At 32.9% G+C, this 21,188-nt stretch carries 19 protein-coding genes; 10 read left to right on the top strand and 9 right to left on the bottom strand.

Features of this window, described 5'->3' with window-relative positions; translation table 11 throughout:
• Nucleotides 1–7 precede the first annotated feature (7 nt).
• The gene (locus WCG23_06985) at nt 8–484 is read right to left on the bottom strand and encodes a hypothetical protein (protein MEI8389616.1); all 477 of its coding nucleotides are present in this window, start codon (nt 482–484) and stop codon (nt 8–10) included.
• Nucleotides 485–891: 407 nt separating this feature from the next.
• On the opposite strand from WCG23_06985, the gene lgt reads away from it, so the two are divergent.
• Together lgt and nrdR are read left to right on the top strand one after the other, a co-directional pair.
• On the top strand, nt 892–1,677 hold the full coding sequence (lgt, locus tag WCG23_06980; GenBank protein ID MEI8389615.1) for a prolipoprotein diacylglyceryl transferase: 786 nt from the start codon (nt 892–894) through the stop codon (nt 1,675–1,677).
• Between the two features lie 273 nt (nt 1,678–1,950).
• Nucleotides 1,951–2,418 carry a transcriptional regulator NrdR gene (gene nrdR / locus WCG23_06975; protein MEI8389614.1) on the top strand — a complete coding sequence of 156 codons (468 nt, stop codon included), beginning with the start codon at nt 1,951–1,953 and terminating at the stop codon, nt 2,416–2,418.
• A gap of 24 nt (nt 2,419–2,442) precedes the next feature.
• On the opposite strand, the gene WCG23_06970 is transcribed toward nrdR, so the two are convergent.
• On the bottom strand, nt 2,443–6,108 hold the full coding sequence (locus WCG23_06970; GenBank protein MEI8389613.1) for a DEAD/DEAH box helicase: 3,666 nt from the start codon (nt 6,106–6,108) through the stop codon (nt 2,443–2,445).
• Nucleotides 6,109–6,265: 157 nt separating this feature from the next.
• Nucleotides 6,266–6,934, bottom strand: coding sequence for a response regulator transcription factor (locus WCG23_06965; GenBank protein MEI8389612.1), 669 nt, complete (start codon nt 6,932–6,934; stop codon nt 6,266–6,268).
• Between the two features lie 300 nt (nt 6,935–7,234).
• Between WCG23_06965 and ndk the strand changes: the two genes are divergently transcribed.
• From ndk to WCG23_06940, 5 genes are all read left to right on the top strand, one after another.
• Nucleotides 7,235–7,687, top strand: coding sequence for a nucleoside-diphosphate kinase (gene ndk, locus WCG23_06960; protein ID MEI8389611.1), 453 nt, complete (start codon nt 7,235–7,237; stop codon nt 7,685–7,687).
• Nucleotides 7,688–7,689: 2 nt separating this feature from the next.
• Nucleotides 7,690–8,799: a tRNA guanosine(34) transglycosylase Tgt gene (tgt, locus tag WCG23_06955; GenBank protein MEI8389610.1), complete on the top strand. Its 1,110-nt coding sequence runs from the start codon at nt 7,690–7,692 to the stop codon at nt 8,797–8,799.
• 87 nt (nt 8,800–8,886) lie between these two features.
• A complete protein-coding gene (gene nifU, locus WCG23_06950; protein MEI8389609.1) occupies nt 8,887–9,705 on the top strand; it encodes a Fe-S cluster assembly protein NifU in 819 nt (272 codons plus the stop codon).
• Nucleotides 9,706–9,708: 3 nt separating this feature from the next.
• Entirely contained in the window at nt 9,709–10,950 is a 1,242-nt protein-coding gene (nifS, locus tag WCG23_06945) for a cysteine desulfurase NifS (protein ID MEI8389608.1), read from the top strand.
• Nucleotides 10,951–11,122: 172 nt separating this feature from the next.
• Entirely contained in the window at nt 11,123–12,508 is a 1,386-nt protein-coding gene (locus WCG23_06940; protein MEI8389607.1) for a glucose-6-phosphate isomerase, read from the top strand.
• A 103-nt stretch (nt 12,509–12,611) separates the two neighbouring features.
• Here the strand turns inward: WCG23_06940 and WCG23_06935 are convergent, their stop codons facing one another.
• The 3 genes from WCG23_06935 to WCG23_06925 form a co-directional block, all read right to left on the bottom strand.
• Nucleotides 12,612–13,802: a glycosyltransferase gene (locus tag WCG23_06935; GenBank protein MEI8389606.1), complete on the bottom strand. Its 1,191-nt coding sequence runs from the start codon at nt 13,800–13,802 to the stop codon at nt 12,612–12,614.
• Nucleotides 13,803–13,883: 81 nt separating this feature from the next.
• On the bottom strand, nt 13,884–14,456 hold the full coding sequence (locus WCG23_06930) for a hypothetical protein (protein ID MEI8389605.1): 573 nt from the start codon (nt 14,454–14,456) through the stop codon (nt 13,884–13,886).
• Nucleotides 14,457–14,623: 167 nt separating this feature from the next.
• Nucleotides 14,624–15,037 carry a response regulator gene (locus WCG23_06925; protein MEI8389604.1) on the bottom strand — a complete coding sequence of 138 codons (414 nt, stop codon included), beginning with the start codon at nt 15,035–15,037 and terminating at the stop codon, nt 14,624–14,626.
• Nucleotides 15,038–15,481: 444 nt separating this feature from the next.
• Between WCG23_06925 and WCG23_06920 the strand changes: the two genes are divergently transcribed.
• Both WCG23_06920 and WCG23_06915 read left to right on the top strand, forming a co-directional pair.
• Nucleotides 15,482–16,912 carry an amino acid permease gene (locus tag WCG23_06920; protein MEI8389603.1) on the top strand — a complete coding sequence of 477 codons (1,431 nt, stop codon included), beginning with the start codon at nt 15,482–15,484 and terminating at the stop codon, nt 16,910–16,912.
• 158 nt (nt 16,913–17,070) lie between these two features.
• Nucleotides 17,071–17,478, top strand: a complete 408-nt coding sequence (locus tag WCG23_06915; GenBank protein MEI8389602.1) for a hypothetical protein — start codon at nt 17,071–17,073, stop codon at nt 17,476–17,478.
• On the opposite strand, the gene WCG23_06910 is transcribed toward WCG23_06915, so the two are convergent.
• The 3 genes from WCG23_06910 to WCG23_06900 form a co-directional block, all read right to left on the bottom strand.
• Nucleotides 17,479–18,162, bottom strand: a complete 684-nt coding sequence (locus WCG23_06910; protein MEI8389601.1) for a hypothetical protein — start codon at nt 18,160–18,162, stop codon at nt 17,479–17,481.
• A 5-nt stretch (nt 18,163–18,167) separates the two neighbouring features.
• Nucleotides 18,168–18,977, bottom strand: coding sequence for an alpha/beta fold hydrolase (locus WCG23_06905; protein ID MEI8389600.1), 810 nt, complete (start codon nt 18,975–18,977; stop codon nt 18,168–18,170).
• A gap of 277 nt (nt 18,978–19,254) precedes the next feature.
• Nucleotides 19,255–19,962 (bottom strand): hypothetical protein, encoded by a 708-nt coding sequence (locus WCG23_06900; GenBank protein MEI8389599.1) that lies wholly within the window; start codon nt 19,960–19,962, stop codon nt 19,255–19,257.
• A gap of 140 nt (nt 19,963–20,102) precedes the next feature.
• Here WCG23_06900 and WCG23_06895 point away from each other — a divergent pair, with 140 nt between their 5' ends.
• Nucleotides 20,103–21,029 carry a hypothetical protein gene (locus WCG23_06895; GenBank protein ID MEI8389598.1) on the top strand — a complete coding sequence of 309 codons (927 nt, stop codon included), beginning with the start codon at nt 20,103–20,105 and terminating at the stop codon, nt 21,027–21,029.
• Nucleotides 21,030–21,188: the final 159 nt, after the last annotated feature.

Raw genomic sequence — 21,188 nt, 5'->3', positions numbered from 1 at the left:
TCGGTTATTATTGACCGCCGCCGCCGCCGAAGAATCTCTTGATAGCGCCATCGATAAATCCTTTGAACTTTTGACTTGCTGCATCTGCAAACTTTTTCATTACATCATTTTGAGTTTGTTGTGCCGTAAGTTCTTTTTCTTGTGCTGCAAATCTTTTCTTTTCTGCTTCTAACTGGACTTTTCTTTGTTGTAAACTGCTAAATACTTGTTGGCAATAAGATTTTCTTTGGTTAACCATTCCCATAACCTGTTGTGCTTGTGGGTTTTGAGAATTAGAGGCTGTCCATGCGTAGGACTCGAGTTCTCTAAAAGAATACTTTGCCATATCTATTTGATTTTCAATATTACTAAGCATCTTGCCTAGTTCAGATCCCTGTTCTGTTACACTTTTTAACTTAGCAGCTATATTTGCCGCCTTGTCTTCGCAATCGCTGGCCATCATGCTGTACTGCATGTCAGCCATAACAGATGATACAAGTGACATAATCCTTGCTCCTTCCCAAAATGCGTATTGATTAGCCTTCCTTGAAAATATAATATTTATTTGTTTCGTTATTATAATAAAAACAATTAAATTTATAGAATTGCTCTATAGCTCATGGTAAGCTTGAAAACAATGAATTTTGCCGTTAAATGCACTCTGTGTAAGCATTTTTGCTTTTTGTGATAAAATAAATCCATATATATTTAAAATATTTAATAAGCTGTTAATATATAAAAAATAATTAATAATTAAATATTAACAGTCAGAAAAATCTTTACAAAACGCTTAACATTCATTTACAAAACGATAAAACAAAACGACAAAGTGGTTATTTTTTAATTTTTGTTTTTTCGTTAAAATATTACTCTTCTGTTAATTTTGCGATAATCATTAAAAGGTTAATTAAAATGCTAAAATCACCCGGAGCAGTTGCATTTCATATGGGTTCGCTGACAATTTACTGGTATGGCATAATAATTGCCGTTGCATTTCTTGTCGGGCTTTTTATAACATTAAGAATAGCCAAAAAAGATTATCCCGAAGATAAAACGCAGGAACATATAATTGATCTGTCGACCCTGTTGCTTATAGGCGGAATTGTCTTTGCGAGGCTGTATTATGTGATTTTTGACTGGAATTATTACTCTCATCATCTTCCGGAAAGTTTTATGACATGGAGAGGCGGTCTTTCAATACATGGCGTAATTGTTGGAGGCATACTTATAATTTATTTTTACACAAAACGCCATAAGCTGTTTTTGCTTAAATATACAGATCTTTTTGCTTATGGAATGATATTTGCCCAGGCTATTGGGAGGTGGGGAAACTTTTTTAACTCGGAGGCATTTGGAAGTCCTACTGATTTGCCATGGAAATTATATATTCCGCTTGCAAACAGACCGCAGGAATATATGAATTTTGAATATTTTCATCCGACTTTTTTATACGAATCGCTCTGGAACATAGTTGTTTTCATAATATTAATAACTGTTGTCAGAAAATTTTTTAAAGAAAAAACAGGTTCAATAACCTTCTCTTATCTTATTTTATATTCCTTGGGAAGATTTGTAATTGAAGGATTGAGAATAGACAATATCTATTCTGTTTTTGGCATGCATATAGCTCAATTTATCAGTATTGTTATGCTTGCAGCAGGTGTTGCAGGGTTTTATAAAGTACTGAAACAGAAATAAATTAATCGTAAAAACTTTTAATAATTAGTCGATAGAGGAATAAATTATGCTATTATTTAATAATATTATTATTTTAACCTGTTAAAGGGCAAAACATTATACTATATAATGTTTTAAAAGCTTTTATAGTAAACTTGTGAAATTTAAATTTGTTTTTGGATTTATTAAAACGTGAAAGGACTGATATACTTAACTTTTTCCAAAAACAGGAATGCTGACCAAGAGTTAGTAAAGGTATAAAAAAGATTTATTAACACGATTAGGGGATTGAGTATGATTTGTCCTTTTTGTAATCACGAAGACACCAAAGTTCTTGAATCACGCATGTCATCAGAAAAAGCCTGCATAAGACGACGCAGAGAATGCGAAAACTGTCAGCAAAGATTTACCACTTATGAAAGAGTTGAAATCTCTCCGATAATGGTTATCAAAAAAAATAAATCAAAAGAAGAATATTCGAGAGAAAAAATTATTAAAAGTATCTCTAATGCCTGTGTAAAATATGAAATAGAACAGGAAATCATTCAAGAAATAGCAGCACGGATAGAATTTGGAATTTCAATTCTTGGAAAAAAAGAAATAACCGGCGCTTATATCGGAGAAAAAATTCTGGAATATCTTAAACCTGTCAACGAAATAGCTTATCTAAGATATTTATCGGTATTTAAAAAATTTGAAACAATAGAAGAACTTTATAAAGAAATAAATTTAGCTGAAAAAACTCTGGTGTATTCAAATTAATCAAGTTTGTTTTTCGTGACGGCTTTATAAACTTCTTGTTAAACTAAATATTTCTTTTAATTCTTGGTTAGAAAGTTCCGTTATTAATTTTTCACTGGACGAAATAGTCAAATCAGCCAGTTCTTTTTTTGATTTAATCATTTCATCAATTTTTTCTTCAAAAGTTTCCAGCGTAATCAATCTGTGAACGATTACATTATTTGTTTGCCCTATTCTATAAGCTCTGTCTGTCGCTTGGTCTTCAACAGCGGGATTCCACCATAGATCATAATGAATCACGTTTGTTGCAGCAGTCAAATTAAGCCCTGTTCCACCTGCTTTTAATGAAATAATCATAAGCTTTGTATCATCACTGGTTTGAAACGCTTCAACCATCTCATCTCTTGCCTTGCGGGTAACGCTTCCATGAAAAAACGGCGCATCAATGTTAAATTCGTCTTTCAGCATACTTAGCAACAAATCACCCATTTCTTTATATTGAGTAAATATTATTGCTTTTTCTTTCTGCTCCTGTATTTGCTCAATTATAGAGAAAGCTTTTTCTGTCTTCCCCGATAAAATTTTTGTCGGTTTGTCTGTTTTTGTATACTGGGTAGGATGATTGCATATTTGTTTTAGCGAAGTAATAAGCTTAAAAATATGTCCTCTTCTGTGAATTCCTGTTTTTCCTTTCAGTTCTTTAAAAGAATTTTCCAGCACTTTTTCATAAAGTGCCGCCTGCTCTTTTGTAAGATAACAATATTCATCAAAAACAATCTTTTCAGGGAGGTCATTTATGATTGTTTTGTCACTTTTTAATCTTCTCAGTGTAAAAGGAGATGTCGCAAGCTTAAGCTTTTCTATTCTTTCTTCATCTCTTAATTTTTCTATAGGAAAGGCATAGTTTTGCTGAAAGCTTCTTAAATTGCCCAGATAGCCTTTATTTGTAAAATCAAAGATGCTCCACAGCTCGCTCAAACGATTTTCTACAGGTGTTCCTGTCATCGCAATATATGTTTTTGTTTTGATTGATTTGACGGCAACAGTCTGGGCGGCATCAGGGTTTTTTATATTCTGGGCTTCATCAATAATGACAAAATCCCATTCTTTTTCTTTGAATTTCTCTATATCGTTTCTAAGAAGTCCGTAAGTAGTAACAACAAGATCAGCTCCGGCAAATTCCATATTTCTGTCAATTCCGTGATAGATAAAAACCTTTAAATCAGGTGCAAATCTCACACATTCTTTGTACCAGTTGCCCACAAGTGTTGTAGGGCAAATAATAAGAGCGGGTTTGGCAAGTTTATTTTCTTCTTTTAGTTTCAAAAGAAGACTTATAACCTGTATTGTTTTGCCAAGTCCCATATCATCAGCCATACATGAGCCAAAATTCCTCATTGTATTTGAATATAACCATTTAAAACCTCTTTCCTGATAAGGACGAAGTGTTCCGTTTAATCCCTCAGGAATAGTAATTTCCTCAATTTTCAGAAAATCATCAAGAGCCCTTTTAAAAGCATCATCAATATCAAAATCTATGTCATCATATAAGCCTGAAAAAGCTGAATGCATTAATTCCATTGAATTTGAGAATTCCGGCACAGGTTTTTGCAGCCTCTCAATAATGGAATTAATTTCTTCAGGCTTTAATAAAATATAATTTTCTTTGTATTTAACAATTCCATCGGCAGTTTTTACCAGTTCCAAAAATTCTTCTCTGGAAATTTTTTCATCTCCTATTGCAATTTCGTAGGAAAAATTCAGAATTTCTTTAAAAGAAATTGATGACCCGCTTTTTTCGTCAAATAAAGAATTTATGTCAAAATTTTTGGTTTTTCTAAATCCTGCTTTTAATGAAATACGAGGAGAAATCAATTTTTTTAACTCTTTTGGAATTACAATTTTGATTTCAAGCTCATTTAAAAAAACAGAAGTTTTGGATATTATTTCTAAAATTTCTTTCAAATCAATAACAGGCGATTCTAAACCTTTTGAGTCAAGAATGTCTTTTAATAAAGGCATATAATGTGCCGCTATTAAAATTTGTCCCATTATCTCAGACCTGACTTTTTCTATAGAAGTCGAAAAAATCTCTTTTTCGTTTTCAAAAAGTCTTGAAAGAGTTGTTATTTCGTTGTTTTCAAGATTAATAATATCAATATAAACTCCAAAATCGTTGATGTTATTAAGCTTTTCAATTCTTATAACAGGTCTGATAGTTTTATTTTTTCCGGAAACAACTTCCAGCCAGTTTGAAATGCTTAATGCAATATTTTTTCCTTCAGACGTAATTGCGCTAAAAGAATCGACTTTGGTAAAAAGACCTGTAATTCCGTCATTTTTTAACTTGGAAGCTCTTAAAAATGACACTTTATGTATTATGTGGGTTAAAAACATAGAAAGAAAATCATAAGAGGCGTCCTGATCAATAATTTGATTTCCTTTGTCCTTGAATATAAAATTTACCGGCATGATAAATTTATGATACTTAATAATTTCGTCAAGATTGATTTTATTAGACATAGGCACATATCTTAAACGGAAATTAGTGCTGTTCTCCATTGTAACTTCAGGAATAAACGAGAGGGATTTTACCATCTCAATCGCCAGAGAAGCCGTAGTCTTTAAAAATTGAGAAGAAGGCGTCATCTCTTGAGTATTGTCGCCAAGAGAGAGAAACAGAAAATAGTCAAAAACAATATCTGCAAGAACGCTTACTCCATATTTTTCCTGTAATGAAATTTTTTGTTCTATTTCGTTAAAAACAGGTACTGTTAAAGATTTTGATGAATAACGCACACGGGAGCCTTTTGATTTTAAGTAATACATAAAGCTGTTTTCCGGTGAAACAAAAGCTTTAAGCACATTATCATCTGAATAATACAGGTAAAATTCCGTATCTCGCACAGGCGGTAATTTTTCTGTAATTAAAATGCTCTCTAAATCGGTTTCAACAGTTTCATAAATATTTAGTAATTTTGTCTTAAAATCTTTCCTTTCAAAAAACAAAGGATCACTTGGAAGCATAAAGAATAAATTTTGAATATCTACTTTAGGGAAAGAAAAATCGTTAAAGTTTTTAAGTGCAGGGGGTTCTTTTTCAGTGTTAAATTTAAATTCTGAAGTTAATCTGAATTTGTTGTGCATATTCCGACCGAGTTTTTTAATGTAATCATTTTGAAAGCCTGTTGCTTCAATTAATTCAAGTGTAGAAAAACCTTTTAAATTTAAAATTACAAAGGGATTTTTATTGATTTCTTTTTCAACAGCCTTATAAACAGAAGAAATATGCTGGCAAAAAAGATTTTTTCCGCAAGTGCATGATGTTTTTATATCATCTAAATTTTGCGAAAAAATACATAGATCTTCATTTTCAATGCGTTTAATTAACTCTATAAATTGTTCGGAAAAGTACCCCAGATTAATATCGGCCGCTATCGACGGATGCAAAGCTATATTTGCTTTAAGCTGCTCTTTTGTGTTTTTGTCAATTTCTTTAAAAGTTATTCTGACGTTATGTAATCCGGTATCTGTTCCTTTAACTTCAGCACTTATTGTTTGTTCGGCAATTTTTAATTTCTTAATCGCTTTAGTATTGCCCGAAGAAAATTCCGGAAGAGTTATATCGTTTTTCAGGTATATCTGTCTTATAGAGTTCATCCAGCTATTGCTTAATGTTTCGCCATGATCTTGAAAATTAAAATTTTTCATATTGATTAAGTAGGTTTCCTGTAAAAAGAGTTAGAAATCGTTTAAATTTGTGTCAATTATTAATCATAGCACTAATTATTTTGTTATCAAAAATCTGAATATATTTTTTCAAGTTATCCGGCGATTTACATTAAAACATATTTGAGCTTATAAAATTTTAAACGAGACCTTCTTTAAGTGCTTTAACTGCTGCTTGAGTTCTATCATCAACAACAAGCTTTTGTATAATATTACAAACATGTGCTTTTGCGGTATGTTCGCTTATTTTTAATTCATCAGCGATATCGTTATTAGATTTTCCGTCAACAACAAGTTTTAAAACCTCATATTCCCTTTCTGTAAGATTAGCATGGTCTGCCTTGAAACTCGCTCGAGATTGAGGTCTTGGTGCATTAAGGATTAAAGGCTTTTTTTGCATCACAACTTTTGCTATGCCTGGATCCAGCCAAAAAGCACCTTCACTTACTGTCTGAATAACAGATATAAGATATTCTGTTTTAATATCTTTCATTGCATAAGCGTTTGCACCTGCTGCTAAAGATTCTAATACTTCACTTTCGAGAGCATGTGAAGTTAAAATCACGATTTTTATCTCCGGATTTGATTCTTTAATTCTTCTTGTTGCTTCAATCCCGCTCATAATAGGCAAACCTATATCCATGAGAATAAGATCAGGCTTTAATTCCCGGGCAAGTTTAACTGCTGATTGTCCGTCTTCTGCTTCTGCTATAACTTCTAGCATTGGATATTCTTCAAAAATTGCTTTCAAACCCACTCTTAGTAATTTATGGTCTTCCACCATTAAAATTCTTATTTTGTCCGGCATTTCTCTAATCTCCCTGTCTCCCATTGGTTTTGGATTTTTATATTTAGCAATAGAGCTAATTTTTAGGAATATTTCATAAATAATTTATTTTCTAGTAGAATTACTTTAATTAAAGTTTCTCAATTTGAAATTGAGTTGAATGAGCAAAAACGGCTATGTGATAATTTTGCCGTCAATGGTTATAATAAACTGATTGAAATTTAATTATAATTAGAAAGGTGTATAGTAAATCGTAAGTTTCGGATATAAAAAAGTGTTTTTAATACATGAAACTAATTTTGGTTGAGTACAGGAGGAAAGATGGAAAGAACGTTTATTGCAATAAAACCTGATGCCGTGCAAAGAGGGCTAATCGGAGAAATTCTTCAAAGATTTGAAAAAAAAGGTTTTAAAATTATCGGGCTAAAATTTGTACAGTTGGATAGAGAAACGGCTGAAAAACATTACGCAGAACACGTGGGCAAGCCTTTTTATGAAAAGCTTGTAAGGTTTATCACCAGCGGACCTATAGTTGTAATGGCTGTAAAAGGGAAAAATGCCGTTGAAGTTTCAAGAAGAATGATGGGAGCAACCGATCCAAGCAAGGCGGATGTTGGAACCATAAGAGCAGACTTTGCTCAAATACTGGAAAGAAATGTTATTCACGGCTCTGATAGTAAAGAAAGCGCTGAAAGAGAAATCAAAATACATTTTAAAGATTCTGAACTGGTTAGCAAATGGAGTCGTAATATAAGAGGATGGATTCTCGAATAAAAATGACTTATTTTGATTTTAACCTGTTAAAAAAATCTCCTGATTCAAATGCACGAGCCGGCGTGTTTAAAACGCCCCATGGTATTATAGAAACCCCTGTTTTTATGCCGGTAGGAACAAACTCTGCCGTAAAAATGATGACTTTCGACCATCTCTACGACACAGGCGCGCAGATTATACTTTCAAATTCATATCACTTATTCTTAAGGCCGGGTCATAAATTAATTGAAAAAGCAGGAGGGCTGCATAAATGGATGAACTGGGAAAAACCTATTCTGACAGATTCAGGCGGATTTCAGGTTTTCAGCCTGTCGAATTTAAGAAATCTTACAGATGAAGGCGTAACTTTTAAAGACCCGAAAGACGGCTCATCTTATTTTATGAGTCCGGAAGTTTCTATGGAAGTCCAAAATGCCTTGGGTGCTGATATTATTATGGCTTTTGATGAGTGCGCACCTTACCCGTGTGACTATAAAGAAGCCAAAGAAGCTATGGACAGGACGCATAGATGGCTTTACAGATGCATTGATGCTCACAAAAGAGAAGATCAGGCTTTATTCCCTATAGTACAGGGTTCGACTTTTGATGATTTAAGAGAAGAAAGTGCAAAATTTATCGCGAATGTTGAAGCTCATGGCTACGCAATAGGCGGAGTGAGCGTTGGAGAGCCGACTGAGCTTATAAATCACATTGTAGAGATTACTACACCTTTTCTTCCTGAAAATAAACCCAGATATTTAATGGGTGTAGGTACTCCTGAAGATTTGCTTGACGGTGTTTTAAGAGGCGTTGACATGTTTGATTGTGTAATGCCTACAAGAATTGCCCGGCATGGAAGTTTTTTCACTCCTGGAGGCAGAGGCATTATTAAAAACAAAGAATTTGAAGAAGATTTTTCTCCTCTTGTCCAAGGATGCGGCTGTTACACATGCCAGAATCATACAAAAGCTTACATAAGGCATCTTTTTAGAGTTAAAGAAACAACAGCAAGTATATTGATGACAATTCATAATGTTTATTATCTTGTAGCTCTTATGAAACAAGCAAGACAGGCTATTTTAGAAGACAGATTTGTTGATTTCTATAATGAAAAAATGTCTTTGATAAAGTAAAAAACATTAATATTTCATTATTTTTCTGACGAAAAATTTTGTAAGTAATATAATATTGTTGATAATAATATTATAGGAATATATAAAATGTGGGATTATACAGATAAAGTAAAAGAACATTATAAAAACCCTAAAAATGTCGGCGCTATAGAAGACGCAGACGCTATCGGGGAAGCCGGAAGTCTTAGCTGCGGAGATGCGCTTAAAATATATCTTAAAATTGATGAAAACGGAATAGTTACAGATGCAAAGTTCCAGACTTTTGGTTGCGGTTCAGCTGTTGCAAGTGCCAGCGCCCTTACAGAAATAATTATTGGCAAGCACATTGACGAAGTAGAAAAAATAACAAATCAGAATATTGCTGATGCTCTAGGCGGGCTGCCTGCCCAAAAAATGCATTGCAGTGTAATGGGAAAAGAAGCTCTTGAAGCTGCTCTTTCTTCTTACAGAGGAGAATCCACAGAGAAAAAAAGCAGAGTCGTTTGTCAATGTTTTGGTGTGACAGAAGACTTGATAAGAGAAGTGGTTCAGCATAACAAACTTAAAACAGTAAAAGAAATAACGAATTATACAAAAGCAGGCGGCGCATGCGGAAAATGTACAGACGATATTCAAAATATACTTAACGATGAGTTGCAAAAACTCGGTGAACTCTCTCCGAAGAAGCCTCTTACTAAAACTCAAATGATTGTAAAAGTTAATAATATTTTAGAAAACTATATTGCAGAGGAATTGAGAAAAGACGGCGGAGATATCGAACTCATTGATATTGACGGAAATAATATTTATGTGAATCTTCAAGGCGCTTGTAAAAACTGTCCGAGCAGTAATCTAACCCTTAAAAACTTTGTGGAAAATGTTCTAAGAGAACATTTGGGTGAAGAAGTCAATGTGATTGAGGCATAAAAGATGAACGAAAAAATAATATATTTTGATAATAACGCAACAACAAGGGTTTGTGATGAAGCTGTTGAAGCAATACTGCCTTTTTTGACCGAAAAATACGGCAATCCTTCCAGCATGCACGAATTTGGAGGACAGGTCGGCAGTTATATCAAAGAAGCCAGACAGCAGGTCGCTGATTTGATTGGTGCAAGCCCTGATGAAATAATTTTTACCAGCTGCGGTACTGAAAGCAGTAACACTGCGCTAAGAGGACTTACGGATTTTCACAAAAAACATATTATAACAACAAAAGTAGAGCATCCATGTGTGCTTAATGTGGCTAAACATCTTGAAAAAAAAGGCTATGAAACAACTTATCTGAATGTAAATTCAGAAGGAGAGATAGATCTTGAAGAATTTAAGAACAGCCTCAGAAGTGACACCGCAATTGTAGCAATAATGTGGGCTAATAACGAAACAGGAGTTATTTTTCCGGTAGAAAAAATGGCAGAAATTACAAAAGAAAAAAATCCTGAAACCTTATTTTTCGTTGATGGTGTTCAAGCAGCAGGCAAAATACCTATTAATGTTAAAAATACCAAAATTGACATGCTCGGAATCTCAGGGCATAAAATCCACGCACCTAAAGGCATCGGAGCTTTGTATATTCGTAAAGGTACACCGGTTACACCGTTTATGCTTGGCGGACATCAGGAAAGAGGAAAACGAGCCGGTACGGAAAATGTCCCAGGTATTATAGCGATGGGCATTGCTTCCGAAGAAGCGTTAAATTATCTTGAAGACGAAGCTACAAGAGTTAAACAGCTCAGAGATAAGCTTGAAAAAGGTATACTGGAGCGAATTTTTAACGCAAGGGTCAACGGATCAAGAATTAATAGAGTTCCGAATACCACAAATATAAGCTTTGAATACATAGAAGGCGAGTTAATACTCCTGCATTTAAGTGACCTCGGAATATGTGCGAGTTCAGGCAGTGCATGTACCAGCGGAAATTTGGAGCCTAGCCACGTTTTAAGAGCAATGGGAGTTCCTTTTACAGCAGTGCATGGCAGCATCAGGTTTAGTCTGAGCAGGTATACAACTGAAGCTGAGGTTGATTACATTCTTGAAAACCTTCCGGCAATTATTAACAAGCTTAATTCGATTTCTCCATTCCAGAAGGAACTGAAAGAATTGAAAGAAATGAAACGCTCTTGCCCTACCAACAGAGATAAACCCTGTTGCAAATCAGGTGAATGTTCTTAAAATTCTGGAAATCATTGCGATTTAGCTATTTTTTCAGCTTTTCATGACAATAATTGTCGTAAAAAGCTGAAAATTTAATTTAATATTTCTTAATATGTTAAAACTCTTTTAACTGCCTAATTTTTGTAGTTAAATTTTATTTAACAGGAGTTATTAAAAAGGAGTAGTTTTTATGATTAATTATAGTTGGAAAAATGCTGATTTAGTAGTTGTAGGCTCAGAGCACGGTCTTAATGTCCAAAAAGAGTTTGAAAATTACAGAGAAAAAATCTCTGAAATCGTTTCTGATATATATGCTAAAAAAGATACACCGGGAAATTGGCTAAAATGGATGAATCTTGGCTATAATCAAGAAATAATCAGCGAAATTAATGAATATGCACAATCAGTAAAAGGCAAATTTGAAAATTTATTGGTGCTAGGTATAGGCGGCTCTTCTCTTGGCGGAATTTGTATAACAGAAGCCATCTTAAAACCTTATTGGAATTTGCTTGATAAAGAAGCAAGAAATAATATGCCGAGAATATTCTTTTTAGACAACATTGACCCTGACCAAATAAACGGTCTTTTGGCGATGTTGGACCTTAAAAAAACTCTGGTAAATGTAATCACAAAATCAGGCAACACAGCAGAAACCATGTCAGCTTTTATGATTGTAAAATCCAGACTTGAAAAAGAATTGGGAGCTTCTTACAAAGATAATTTAGTTGCTACAACAGATCAAAGCAAGGGTATCCTTAGAAAAATTGCTACCGAAGAAAACTTTAAAACTTTTGTAGTGCCTGATGATGTAGGCGGAAGATTCTCAGTGTTTGCTGCTGTCGGACTTTTACCTTTTGCACTCGTTGGAATAAACATCTCAGAGCTTTTAAGAGGCGTAAGAGAAATGGATGCCGAACTTAAAAATACCAATATAGAAAATAATATTGCAGCGCAAAATGCTTTAATTCATTACTTAATGGATAAAAAAGGCAAAAATCTTTCCGTTATGATGCCGTATTCAAGTCGATTAAAATACGTTTCCGATTGGTACGTACAACTCTGGGCAGAATCTCTAGGAAAAGAGTCTGATCTTGACGGAAAAATTGTTCACACAGGTCCTACACCACTTAAAGCACTTGGCGCAACAGATCAGCATTCACAGGTTCAGCTTTATAACGAAGGACCTAATGATAAATTAATCAGTTTTATAAGAGTCGCTCAGTTTGATACAACACTTGAAATTCCTAAAGTTTATGAAGATTCCGAGCTTGGATATCTTTGCGGCAGAACAGTAAACGACTTAATGAATGCGGAAGCTGATTCGACAAGAGTAGCTGTAACGGATTATAACCGTCCGAATGTTACAATTACTCTTCCTGTAATCAACGAGTATTACCTCGGGCAGCTTTTATATATGCTGGAAGTTCAGACAGCTATTGCAGGCGCTCTTTATAACATAGATACTTTCAACCAGCCGGGGGTAGAACAGGCAAAAAATTATACCTATGCGCTTATGGGACGTAACGGCTATGAAGAAGTTGCCGATAAATTAAGTAAAAAAATCACCTGCGTATAAATAATAATTAATAAAAAAATGAACTGTCACTGTGACAGTTCATTTTTTTTAGCTATATCTATATTTGCGTCAGAAATTTAGCAAATTAGTTTTTTAAGGCTTTTTATCTCTGGTTTTCGTCAAGTACTTTTTCGATAAAACTTTGCCATTTATTTATATAGTTTTCAAAAGAATATTCTTTTATTAATTCTCTGGCTTTGTTGCCGAGTTTAATTCTCAGTTTTTGGTTTTCAATGAGCAAAGAGATTTTTTTGGCAAACTCATTTTCGTTTTTTGCGCAAAGAAAGCCGTTTTCGTTATGTTTGATTAAATCATTGACTCCGGAACATGCTTTTAATCCGATACAGGGCAAACCTGCACTCATAGCTTCTGCCAACCCGTTTGGGAAACCTTCAAAATAACTCGGAAAAACGCAAAAATCAGCCTGCAAAAATTTTTCAGCAGGATTGTCTATTTTCCCAAATAATTTTATTTGATTTTCCAGATTATGTTCTTTTATTAAATTATTCAAATGATGTTCAATTTTAGGCGGTTGAAATTCTCCATATATGTGAATTTGCCAATCTTTATGCTTAGACGCTATTTTAGCAAAAGACTTGATTAAAAAATCCTGTCCTTTGCAATTATCTATACGGGAGAGATATATTATGGTATTTTTGCTTATCGATAAATCAGCCTGACTCTCTTGAAGTTTGACATAATTTGGAATTGTATTAATATTGCAATTTACATACTTTTTGGCTATTTTTTTGTGGCTGTCAAATAGTACTTGAGCGTAATCCGCCTTTTTTGAAGCTAATTTAATAAAAGGTATAATTTTTTTTGATGTAGTAAAAGTTTTATAATAAACATCAGGTCTTGACCTGTAAAGCAAAACTTTAGGGATATCAAAATTTTTCATAAATGTTGACTGAAATAAAACATGCGGAAAGAAACAAATCATAATGTCAGGTCTGTTTTGATTTATCAGATGTTCTATTTTTTTTGAATAATCAGATGCATCGAAATTTATGACCTGTCTTGAAAAAATATTGCTAAATAGTTTTTCAACAAAACCAATTTTGTGATTTTTGGGTTGATAACCTTCAATGTCAAGATAATATAAATTTATAAAGTTTACTTTTTCATCAAGCTTTATGTATGGCGTGCCTTGTTTTGGATTATAACAAACCGCAGTTACTTCATATCCCAGTTGTGACAGAGAATTTACTAATCTGCAAAAGCTTTTGATTGCTCCGCCAACAACTCCGATTACTTCAGATTGTGAAATTATCAATATTTTTTTAGCCACCATAATTTTATTATAACTTTTTCTCCTTTTTTGTCAAAAAGGCACTAAAAATCTATATTTCCCGAATTATTTTCCGGAATTCAGTTAATCACTAATATTGACTTTAACTATAAATAAACCTGAATTATCTTTAAATAAATTATCGTTAACTCCTAGTTGTAATTGCACTGCTCCTTCCGGTGCAATAAAAGAAATCGGTCCATTCCCGATAAAAAATGGAGAGCCTACTATAACTCCTTTTGAGTCTGCAAATGTTCCGATAAGCGCCATATGATTGATGTGGTCATTAATATATAACGAAGGAAGAAACCCCGCAAACGTAGGAGTTTTTTTTGAATATCCGTCAGCATCAGCTTTTCTCTCGGGATGACCCTTGAAATCAGCATATACATACCCCATAACATACTGAATTGTTAAATTATTACCTGCGTTTACTTTTAAAATTGTCGGGGAAACCAGTCCATTTTTTTTTGCCCTTAATTTGTAGATATAATTTTTTGATTTATTTATTATAGGATTCCATGGACCTGATTTGCTGTTTACCGTAACATCAAAGCTTTCTTCTTTTAAGTTCATATCAAAGTCCTTTGCTGTTACATTAATTTTAACTCCAAGAATAAGTGTTATTATAAATAAACTTATTAAATACTTTTTCATTAATACTACCTTTATATACTTTATTATAATTTATTACAAAATTTATTTTAATATAAAGAGTCAGGTATCTTATTTTTATATTGAATTTTTATAGTAAGTTCTTCTGTTAAGGTAATTTTTTTCTGCATAATTCGAGAAGTAAAATACAGCAAAATTAGCTATGTTACTTAATTCGATTCAAGATACTCAAAACCGAGTAAAATTAATTTGTTCATTAATGCATTTGGATCGTTTGATTTTACAAGGTAAGTTTCTGAGATGTGATCAAGCTCTTTTTCATTCTGCCTGTTTTCTGTATCGTCAAGCCCTGTTGTAAGAATTATTTTCGCATTAAAGGGAAAGCTGATTAGTTTTTCTTCTTCTATTTCGCGTATGATTTTAAGAACTTCATATCCGTTCATATCAGGCATCATTATGTCAATAAGCATTAAGTCATAAGGATTGCTTGAATTTAAAGAGGCTTCATACGCTTTTATCGCGTCAAGCCCGTTAGAAAAAGTATCGCATTGTCCATATTTGGATAATTGTAATTTATACATAAAGGCACATGTGAAATCATCGTCAACTACTAAACTTTTCATTTTCTTCTCCTGAATTTAATGTTTTTTATATAAACTATAAAAAAACAATTTAAGCAATAGTTTTCAAGATATCAATCATTAAAAATATCTTAAAAATTGTCATTAAATTAATTAAACAAATTAACCTCCGGATTAATTTAGATTGACATAAGGATCAATGAGAATTATTTTAATAAATGGCATACTAATAATATCAAAAGGACTGAGGTGGCTACCAGATCGGGAAGTGGATACAAAAGGTAGGGTAAAGGTCAAATTATGGGACGGGAGGAGAATACAAACTAACTATGCCGGCTACTAAGCTATGGGGAGGCGGGTACAGTTTTATTCTTCTTAAAGTTCTCGATCTAATAGGTCGGGAATTTTTTTTTAACTATATATTTACAAAATTTTTTACTATAATTATTTAAATTGATATTTAAAATAAAAAAGGAAATTTTGTAAATGACAACAGGATTAAAAAGAACGCTTAGTTTGTTTGATGCAATAACTATTGTATCAGGAACAATGATTGGATCAGGGATTTTTATAGTCTCAAGTGATATAGCAAAACAAGTTAACTCCACGATGTTATTATTGTTGGTATGGCTGCTTGCAGGTATTATGACTATATTTGCTGCTCTTAGTTATAGTGAATTGTCTGTTGCAATACCCGAAACAGGCGGACAATATATTTATTTAAGAAAAATATGGGGAAAACTTGTAGGATTTTTATATGGATGGACTTTTTTCCTTGTTATACAAACAGGAGTTATTGCAGCAGTTTCTGTTGCTTTTGCAAAGTTTTTAGCCATTATAATTCCTTTCTTTGCTTCTTCAAATCTTATTATTAATTCAGAATTAATAAAATTAAGTACACAACAGTGTTTGGCAATTTTTATAATTATATTTATCACAATGATAAACACCAGAGGGGTAAAATACGGAGTAATCATCCAAAATGTATTTACTGTTGCAAAAATTATTTCGCTTGTAGGCATTATTATATGTGGATTATGTATTGGGCTAAGACCGGAAATCCTTCATGTAAATTTTGCTCACTTTTGGAGCTTACCGCATACAGGAATAAACATATTCTCACTTATTTCAATAGCTCTTGTCGGGGCGCTGTTTTCGGCTGATGCTTGGAATAATCTTACTTTTATCGCATCAGAAATTAAAAAACCTGAAAAAAATCTTCCTTTAGCTTTTATATACGGAACAGGACTGGTTATTTTACTTTATTTATTAACGAATATTGCATATTTATCTGTTTTATACCTGAATCAAATAAAAATACCCGGTGAAGGTATTGTTGCTGCAACGATGATGGCAGCAATTTTTGGAGGTGCGGGAAAAGTAGTAATTTCTTTAATAATTTTAGTGTCGGCTTTTGGTTGTATAAACGGTAATGTTCTTGCCGGAGCAAGAGTTTTATATGCAATGGCAAAGGACGGTGTTTTCTTTAAAAAACTTTCTGTTATTGATGAAAAAACAGATGTACCTCTAAATGCTCTTGTTGTTCAAGGTGTTTGGGCGTCTATTCTAGTGCTTAGCGGGTCATACTCAGAACTTCTTGATTATATAATTTTCTCGGCACTTCTTTTTTATGTACTTACGGTTTCAGGGCTTTTTGTTTTCAGGAGAAAATATCCTGAAGTTCAAACTGCTTACAAAGTGCCGTTTTATCCCTATTTACCTATTGCATACTGTTTAATGGCAACTTTTGTTGCATTTAACCTTTTAATATTTAAACCTGCATATACCTGGCCGGGTCTAATAATAGTCTTGAGCGGTATCCCTGTTTATTATGCGTGGGGATATTTTTCGAGAAAAGCTGTTTCTTTGCAGGAAACACAAGCAAATGAATTAGAAAATATTCCGGAAATTTTGTAGCTGACTATATTAAGAAATATTAATACCAAAATTTATTATAAATAAAGGGTTTTTACTGTTTATTAAAAAAAACTACAATTTTCTTTAATATAAATAGCAATTTAAAATATTCACCTGTATTAAAGAAGATAGAAATGGAAAAATAAGGAGGAAGCAATATGTTATATGGAATTGGAGCTGTCCCTAGAAATCAAGTCAGATTTGGAGTAACAAGTACAGAATTAAATCAAAATCTTAATTTAGCGCCTGAAAATAAAACAGCCACTGCCCCATCAACTGCTCAACCGGTAGTTCAGCAAGCAGCTCAGCCTACAGAAAACGAAGCGCCTAAAAAAAAGAGCCATAAATTTTTAAAAACTGTCGGAGTAATTGCAGTAATTGCAGCAGGTGTATATGCATTGGTCAAATCAGGCAAATTAGCAAATATTTTTAATAAAAATGAAATAATAGAAGAGGCACAAAAGTTACCAAAAAGGATGTCTAGAAGGCATGAAGCAACTGATTCGTTCAGAAAACATAAACCCGAGGTTAGAATAAACAAAAGAAATTTCCGTAAAGGGAGTTAATTACCACAAAGCTTTTGGCATAAATCTCTTTAAAGTCCAGATAGGAATACCCTTGTAGATTAAAGATTCGAATTCGGGATAGAGTTTTTCGGAAACAGTTATCGCTCTTATCGGTAGATTCAGAATTTCGGAAGCTTTTCTGGTTATTTCAAAACCTTTCAAAATATCTTCAGGTGCGGTATCATCACTGAAGTGAGTATTGCTGATTATTCCGCTAAAAACTTTCCACTTTCGTTCTTCTCTACCCATACTCCATTTTATATATTCAACTATTTGGTCTACTGTAGAAGTTTCTGGTTTTGAAGCGTTTATTACTATATAAATATTAAGATTTTCTTCTTCTTCAATTCCCGTAACTAAATTAAGAATATCTAAACCGCCTGCTCCATAGCCTACATCAATAACAATATTATCATTATTAAGCTTAAGGCAGTTTTGCTGTTGAGCGGTAATTACATTGCCTGTTTCTCCCAACCCGAAATAACTTTCTTGAGTTATTATTTGTATTCCATTCGCTTCGAGTTCTTTTTTTAGGGGTCTTAAAGTATATGCAGGTTCTACTGTATCTAAGTCAACAAGTGTTACCGGAGAATCTTCGCTTTTAAGCATCAAAGCCCTGTTTATTGAGATTTCTGATTTTCCACTTGCATACGCACCGGTAAAGATTTCTACTATTCTGCTCATAATGTTTATTTAACTTTCTTAGGTTGAGGAAAAAAACTTTCATTTATCCAATTTGTTATAAGAGGCTTGGCATCAGGTTGGAATTTTACGAGGTTAACACCGCTTCCTCCAAAAGGATACGATTTTAATAATTTTTTCCCCTGCGCAAATTTTATTAATTCAATACATGACTGGTAAGGATATCTGTCCTTTTTGCTTACCATAAAAAGCAACGGATGATTTCCGTATTTTACTATCGGAAGTCTCAAATCAAACCCTTTATATTGAAGCATTGGCGAAAGCATAATAATTGTTTTAATGTTTACACCATAGCTTCCTGCCATTAAAGCTGTATTTGCTCCCAAACTGGCACCCACAATCGCTACTCGCGAAGAATCAATTTCCGGATGCTGGTCTTTTATATATTTTAAAATATCTACTACGTCATAAGGAAATTTTCCGAAGGTCTTATCCTGAAAATTTTGCCAGTGTATTTTTCGGGAATTTTTATTTAAAATACTTTTTCCATGACCTCTCAGGTCAACATTAAGAGTTGCAACTTTTAGTTTGTCTTTGACTTCTGAAGGAAATGTTCCCCATTCTGTAGAATCTTCACCGATTGAGTGAAGAAAGATCACAAGTGGCACTTTGTTTTTTACAGTTGTTTTCTTTGGTTTATCAAGCAGACCGATTATATGAAACCCGTCCCTAACCTGAATATCTAGTTCAACAGGTCCTTTTTTCTTTTTTTTAGCAAAAGAAGCATCTGTATTAACTAAAAATACACATAGAAAAACAATCATCAATATTGAAAAGATTTTTCTAAAATTTTTCATTTGTTTATCAGCCTTCTTTTTTATTTTTAAATTAAATTATTAATTAACTCGAATTGTTATTTAAATATATGCATCATTGCGAGGAGAGGCTTTAGACTCGACGCGGCAATCTGTTTTATTTATTATAGATTGCTTCGCTATGCTCGCAATGACGATTTTGGCGATTTAGCGATTCGAGTTAGCCAGCTAGAGAATCTCAACATATTATGCAATTCAAGTTATTTGTTTCAACTATAGCTTACTATAACTGATATAATATTTTCATGTACCAAAAAGTTTAGTTTTTTATTAAATTTTGAATTTTCTCCTTTAATTTTTTTAATTTTTCGTTGAGTCCGTCTTCGTAGAAAGACCCGTCTTTTTTCACTGATTTAATGTCAGCTATAGAAAGAATTATTTGTAAATCAACAATCAATGGAGTTTTAAACATTCCAATAATTTCATCATTTGATAAATTTATCTTTTCTGACACCATAAGCCCTAAAATTTGATGATATTTAATTAACAGATAGACATTATTTATGAAATTTTCATCAAAGCCGATATTGTACAAAATTGAACTTGATTTTTTGGCGCCTTTTATGGGATGTTCAGGATCTACTTCATTTTCGTTTTTTTCAATATCATGTAATAGAGCTGAATAAATTAGAATAAGTTTGTCGTACTTTTGTAATTTATCAAAATCCTCGTGTTTCTGCACATTTTTTAATACTGCTATCGTGTGGAAATCAAGACAATAATCGTGAATCTTATGTTGTTTGCAGCCTATTAATCTTTTCCATTCAGGAATACATTTGATAATGTTTTTTATTAATTCATTCTGTCTATCGGAAAGTTTTGGACAGTTTATTTCAATGTCGTTTTCAAAAGAACAGTCATCCAGATTCGTCTCTTTCCAGCTTACTGAAAGGAGCAGTTCATTTAATTGTCTGACTTCTTCAGACAACTGTATAAGAAAACAATTTTTTTGTTCATTAATACTCATAAATATAATTTAACATGGACAAATGTAAATAAAACTTAATAAAAGCATATAACTTCTTAAGATATTCCCAAATCTTTCCGATAAATAAAAGACAGGGTGCAGCAGTTGAAATAAAAAAATTAAAGGTGATTGATCTTATAATGATAACACTTGATACAAATTTAACATTATATCCGAGCTTAAACTATTATTTGCCTTTGATAAAAAGCAGCAATAGTAAAGCTTACTCTGCCATAGACCAATATTCCGATGCTCAAGCAGCTAAAGGCTCTACTGCAACCCAAAATACAGACAAGACGAATACTGCTAATGCCGGTAATATAACTGACCCTTCAACTCTTATAGAAACCTTAAAACTTCAACTGCCTGAAAATAAGCTTGCAATTCTTAAATTAATTCCGCAAACAGAACTCCTTCAATTTTTATTTTTACTTAATAAAGATCAGCTGCTCAGTGGTTTGAAACTTTTCACAAAAGACAAACTTCTTCAGTTTGTAAGCAATCTTTCAAAAGAAGAACTGTTAAAAATGCTTTCTAAGTTGTATATATCGCCTGATCATATTATGGAATATTTTTCAATTAAAGAATTAAACCGCTTTTTATCAAGCAAAAAAATTGATAAATCAAATATGCTTAAAATTTTCCAATCACTCTCCAAAACAGAACTGGCTCAAATTGCAGAAGCTACAACAGGTGTTCCTCAAGGAAATAAATCACATGTTCAACTGCTTAAAGTTATGGGCGATCTTGACCCGACTCAAATTACAGATGGACTTAAAGGTTTGGAATATAAAAAAATGCGCAGCATTATTTCAGATATGCTTAAACAGGATTCGAGCCTTTATACAGAATTTTCTCAGGAATCACTTTTTCAACAAACCACAGATTTTGCTAAAACATCGCTTATTGAGGGAATGGGAGTTATTGATTCAGAGAAATTAATCAAATGTTTGGGACAATTACCCGATAATTTACTTGCGCTTGTTACTACACAAGTTGATACAACGACATTAGCGCAAATACTGGTTAATGATTATCAAAAACTATTGAGTACGATAGGCGTTTAATATTTAGTTTTTATATTCTTAAGAAGACAGGCTCTTACTTGTTGCACACCTTTTTCTCTTACAGGCGTAAGTCTTATGTAAGGGTTTTTGATTAGTTAAATTTATGCTAGTGTTCAGTTAAGTTAAAAGTTTAGAACAAATTTTCTTTTTTCACGTCTT

The sequence above is a fragment of the bacterium genome (assembly GCA_037147175.1).
Classification (GTDB): domain Bacteria; phylum Cyanobacteriota; class Vampirovibrionia; order Gastranaerophilales; family UBA9971; genus UBA9971.
Note: the sequence above shows the minus strand (reverse complement) of the source record. Positions and strands in the feature narration are given on the sequence as shown.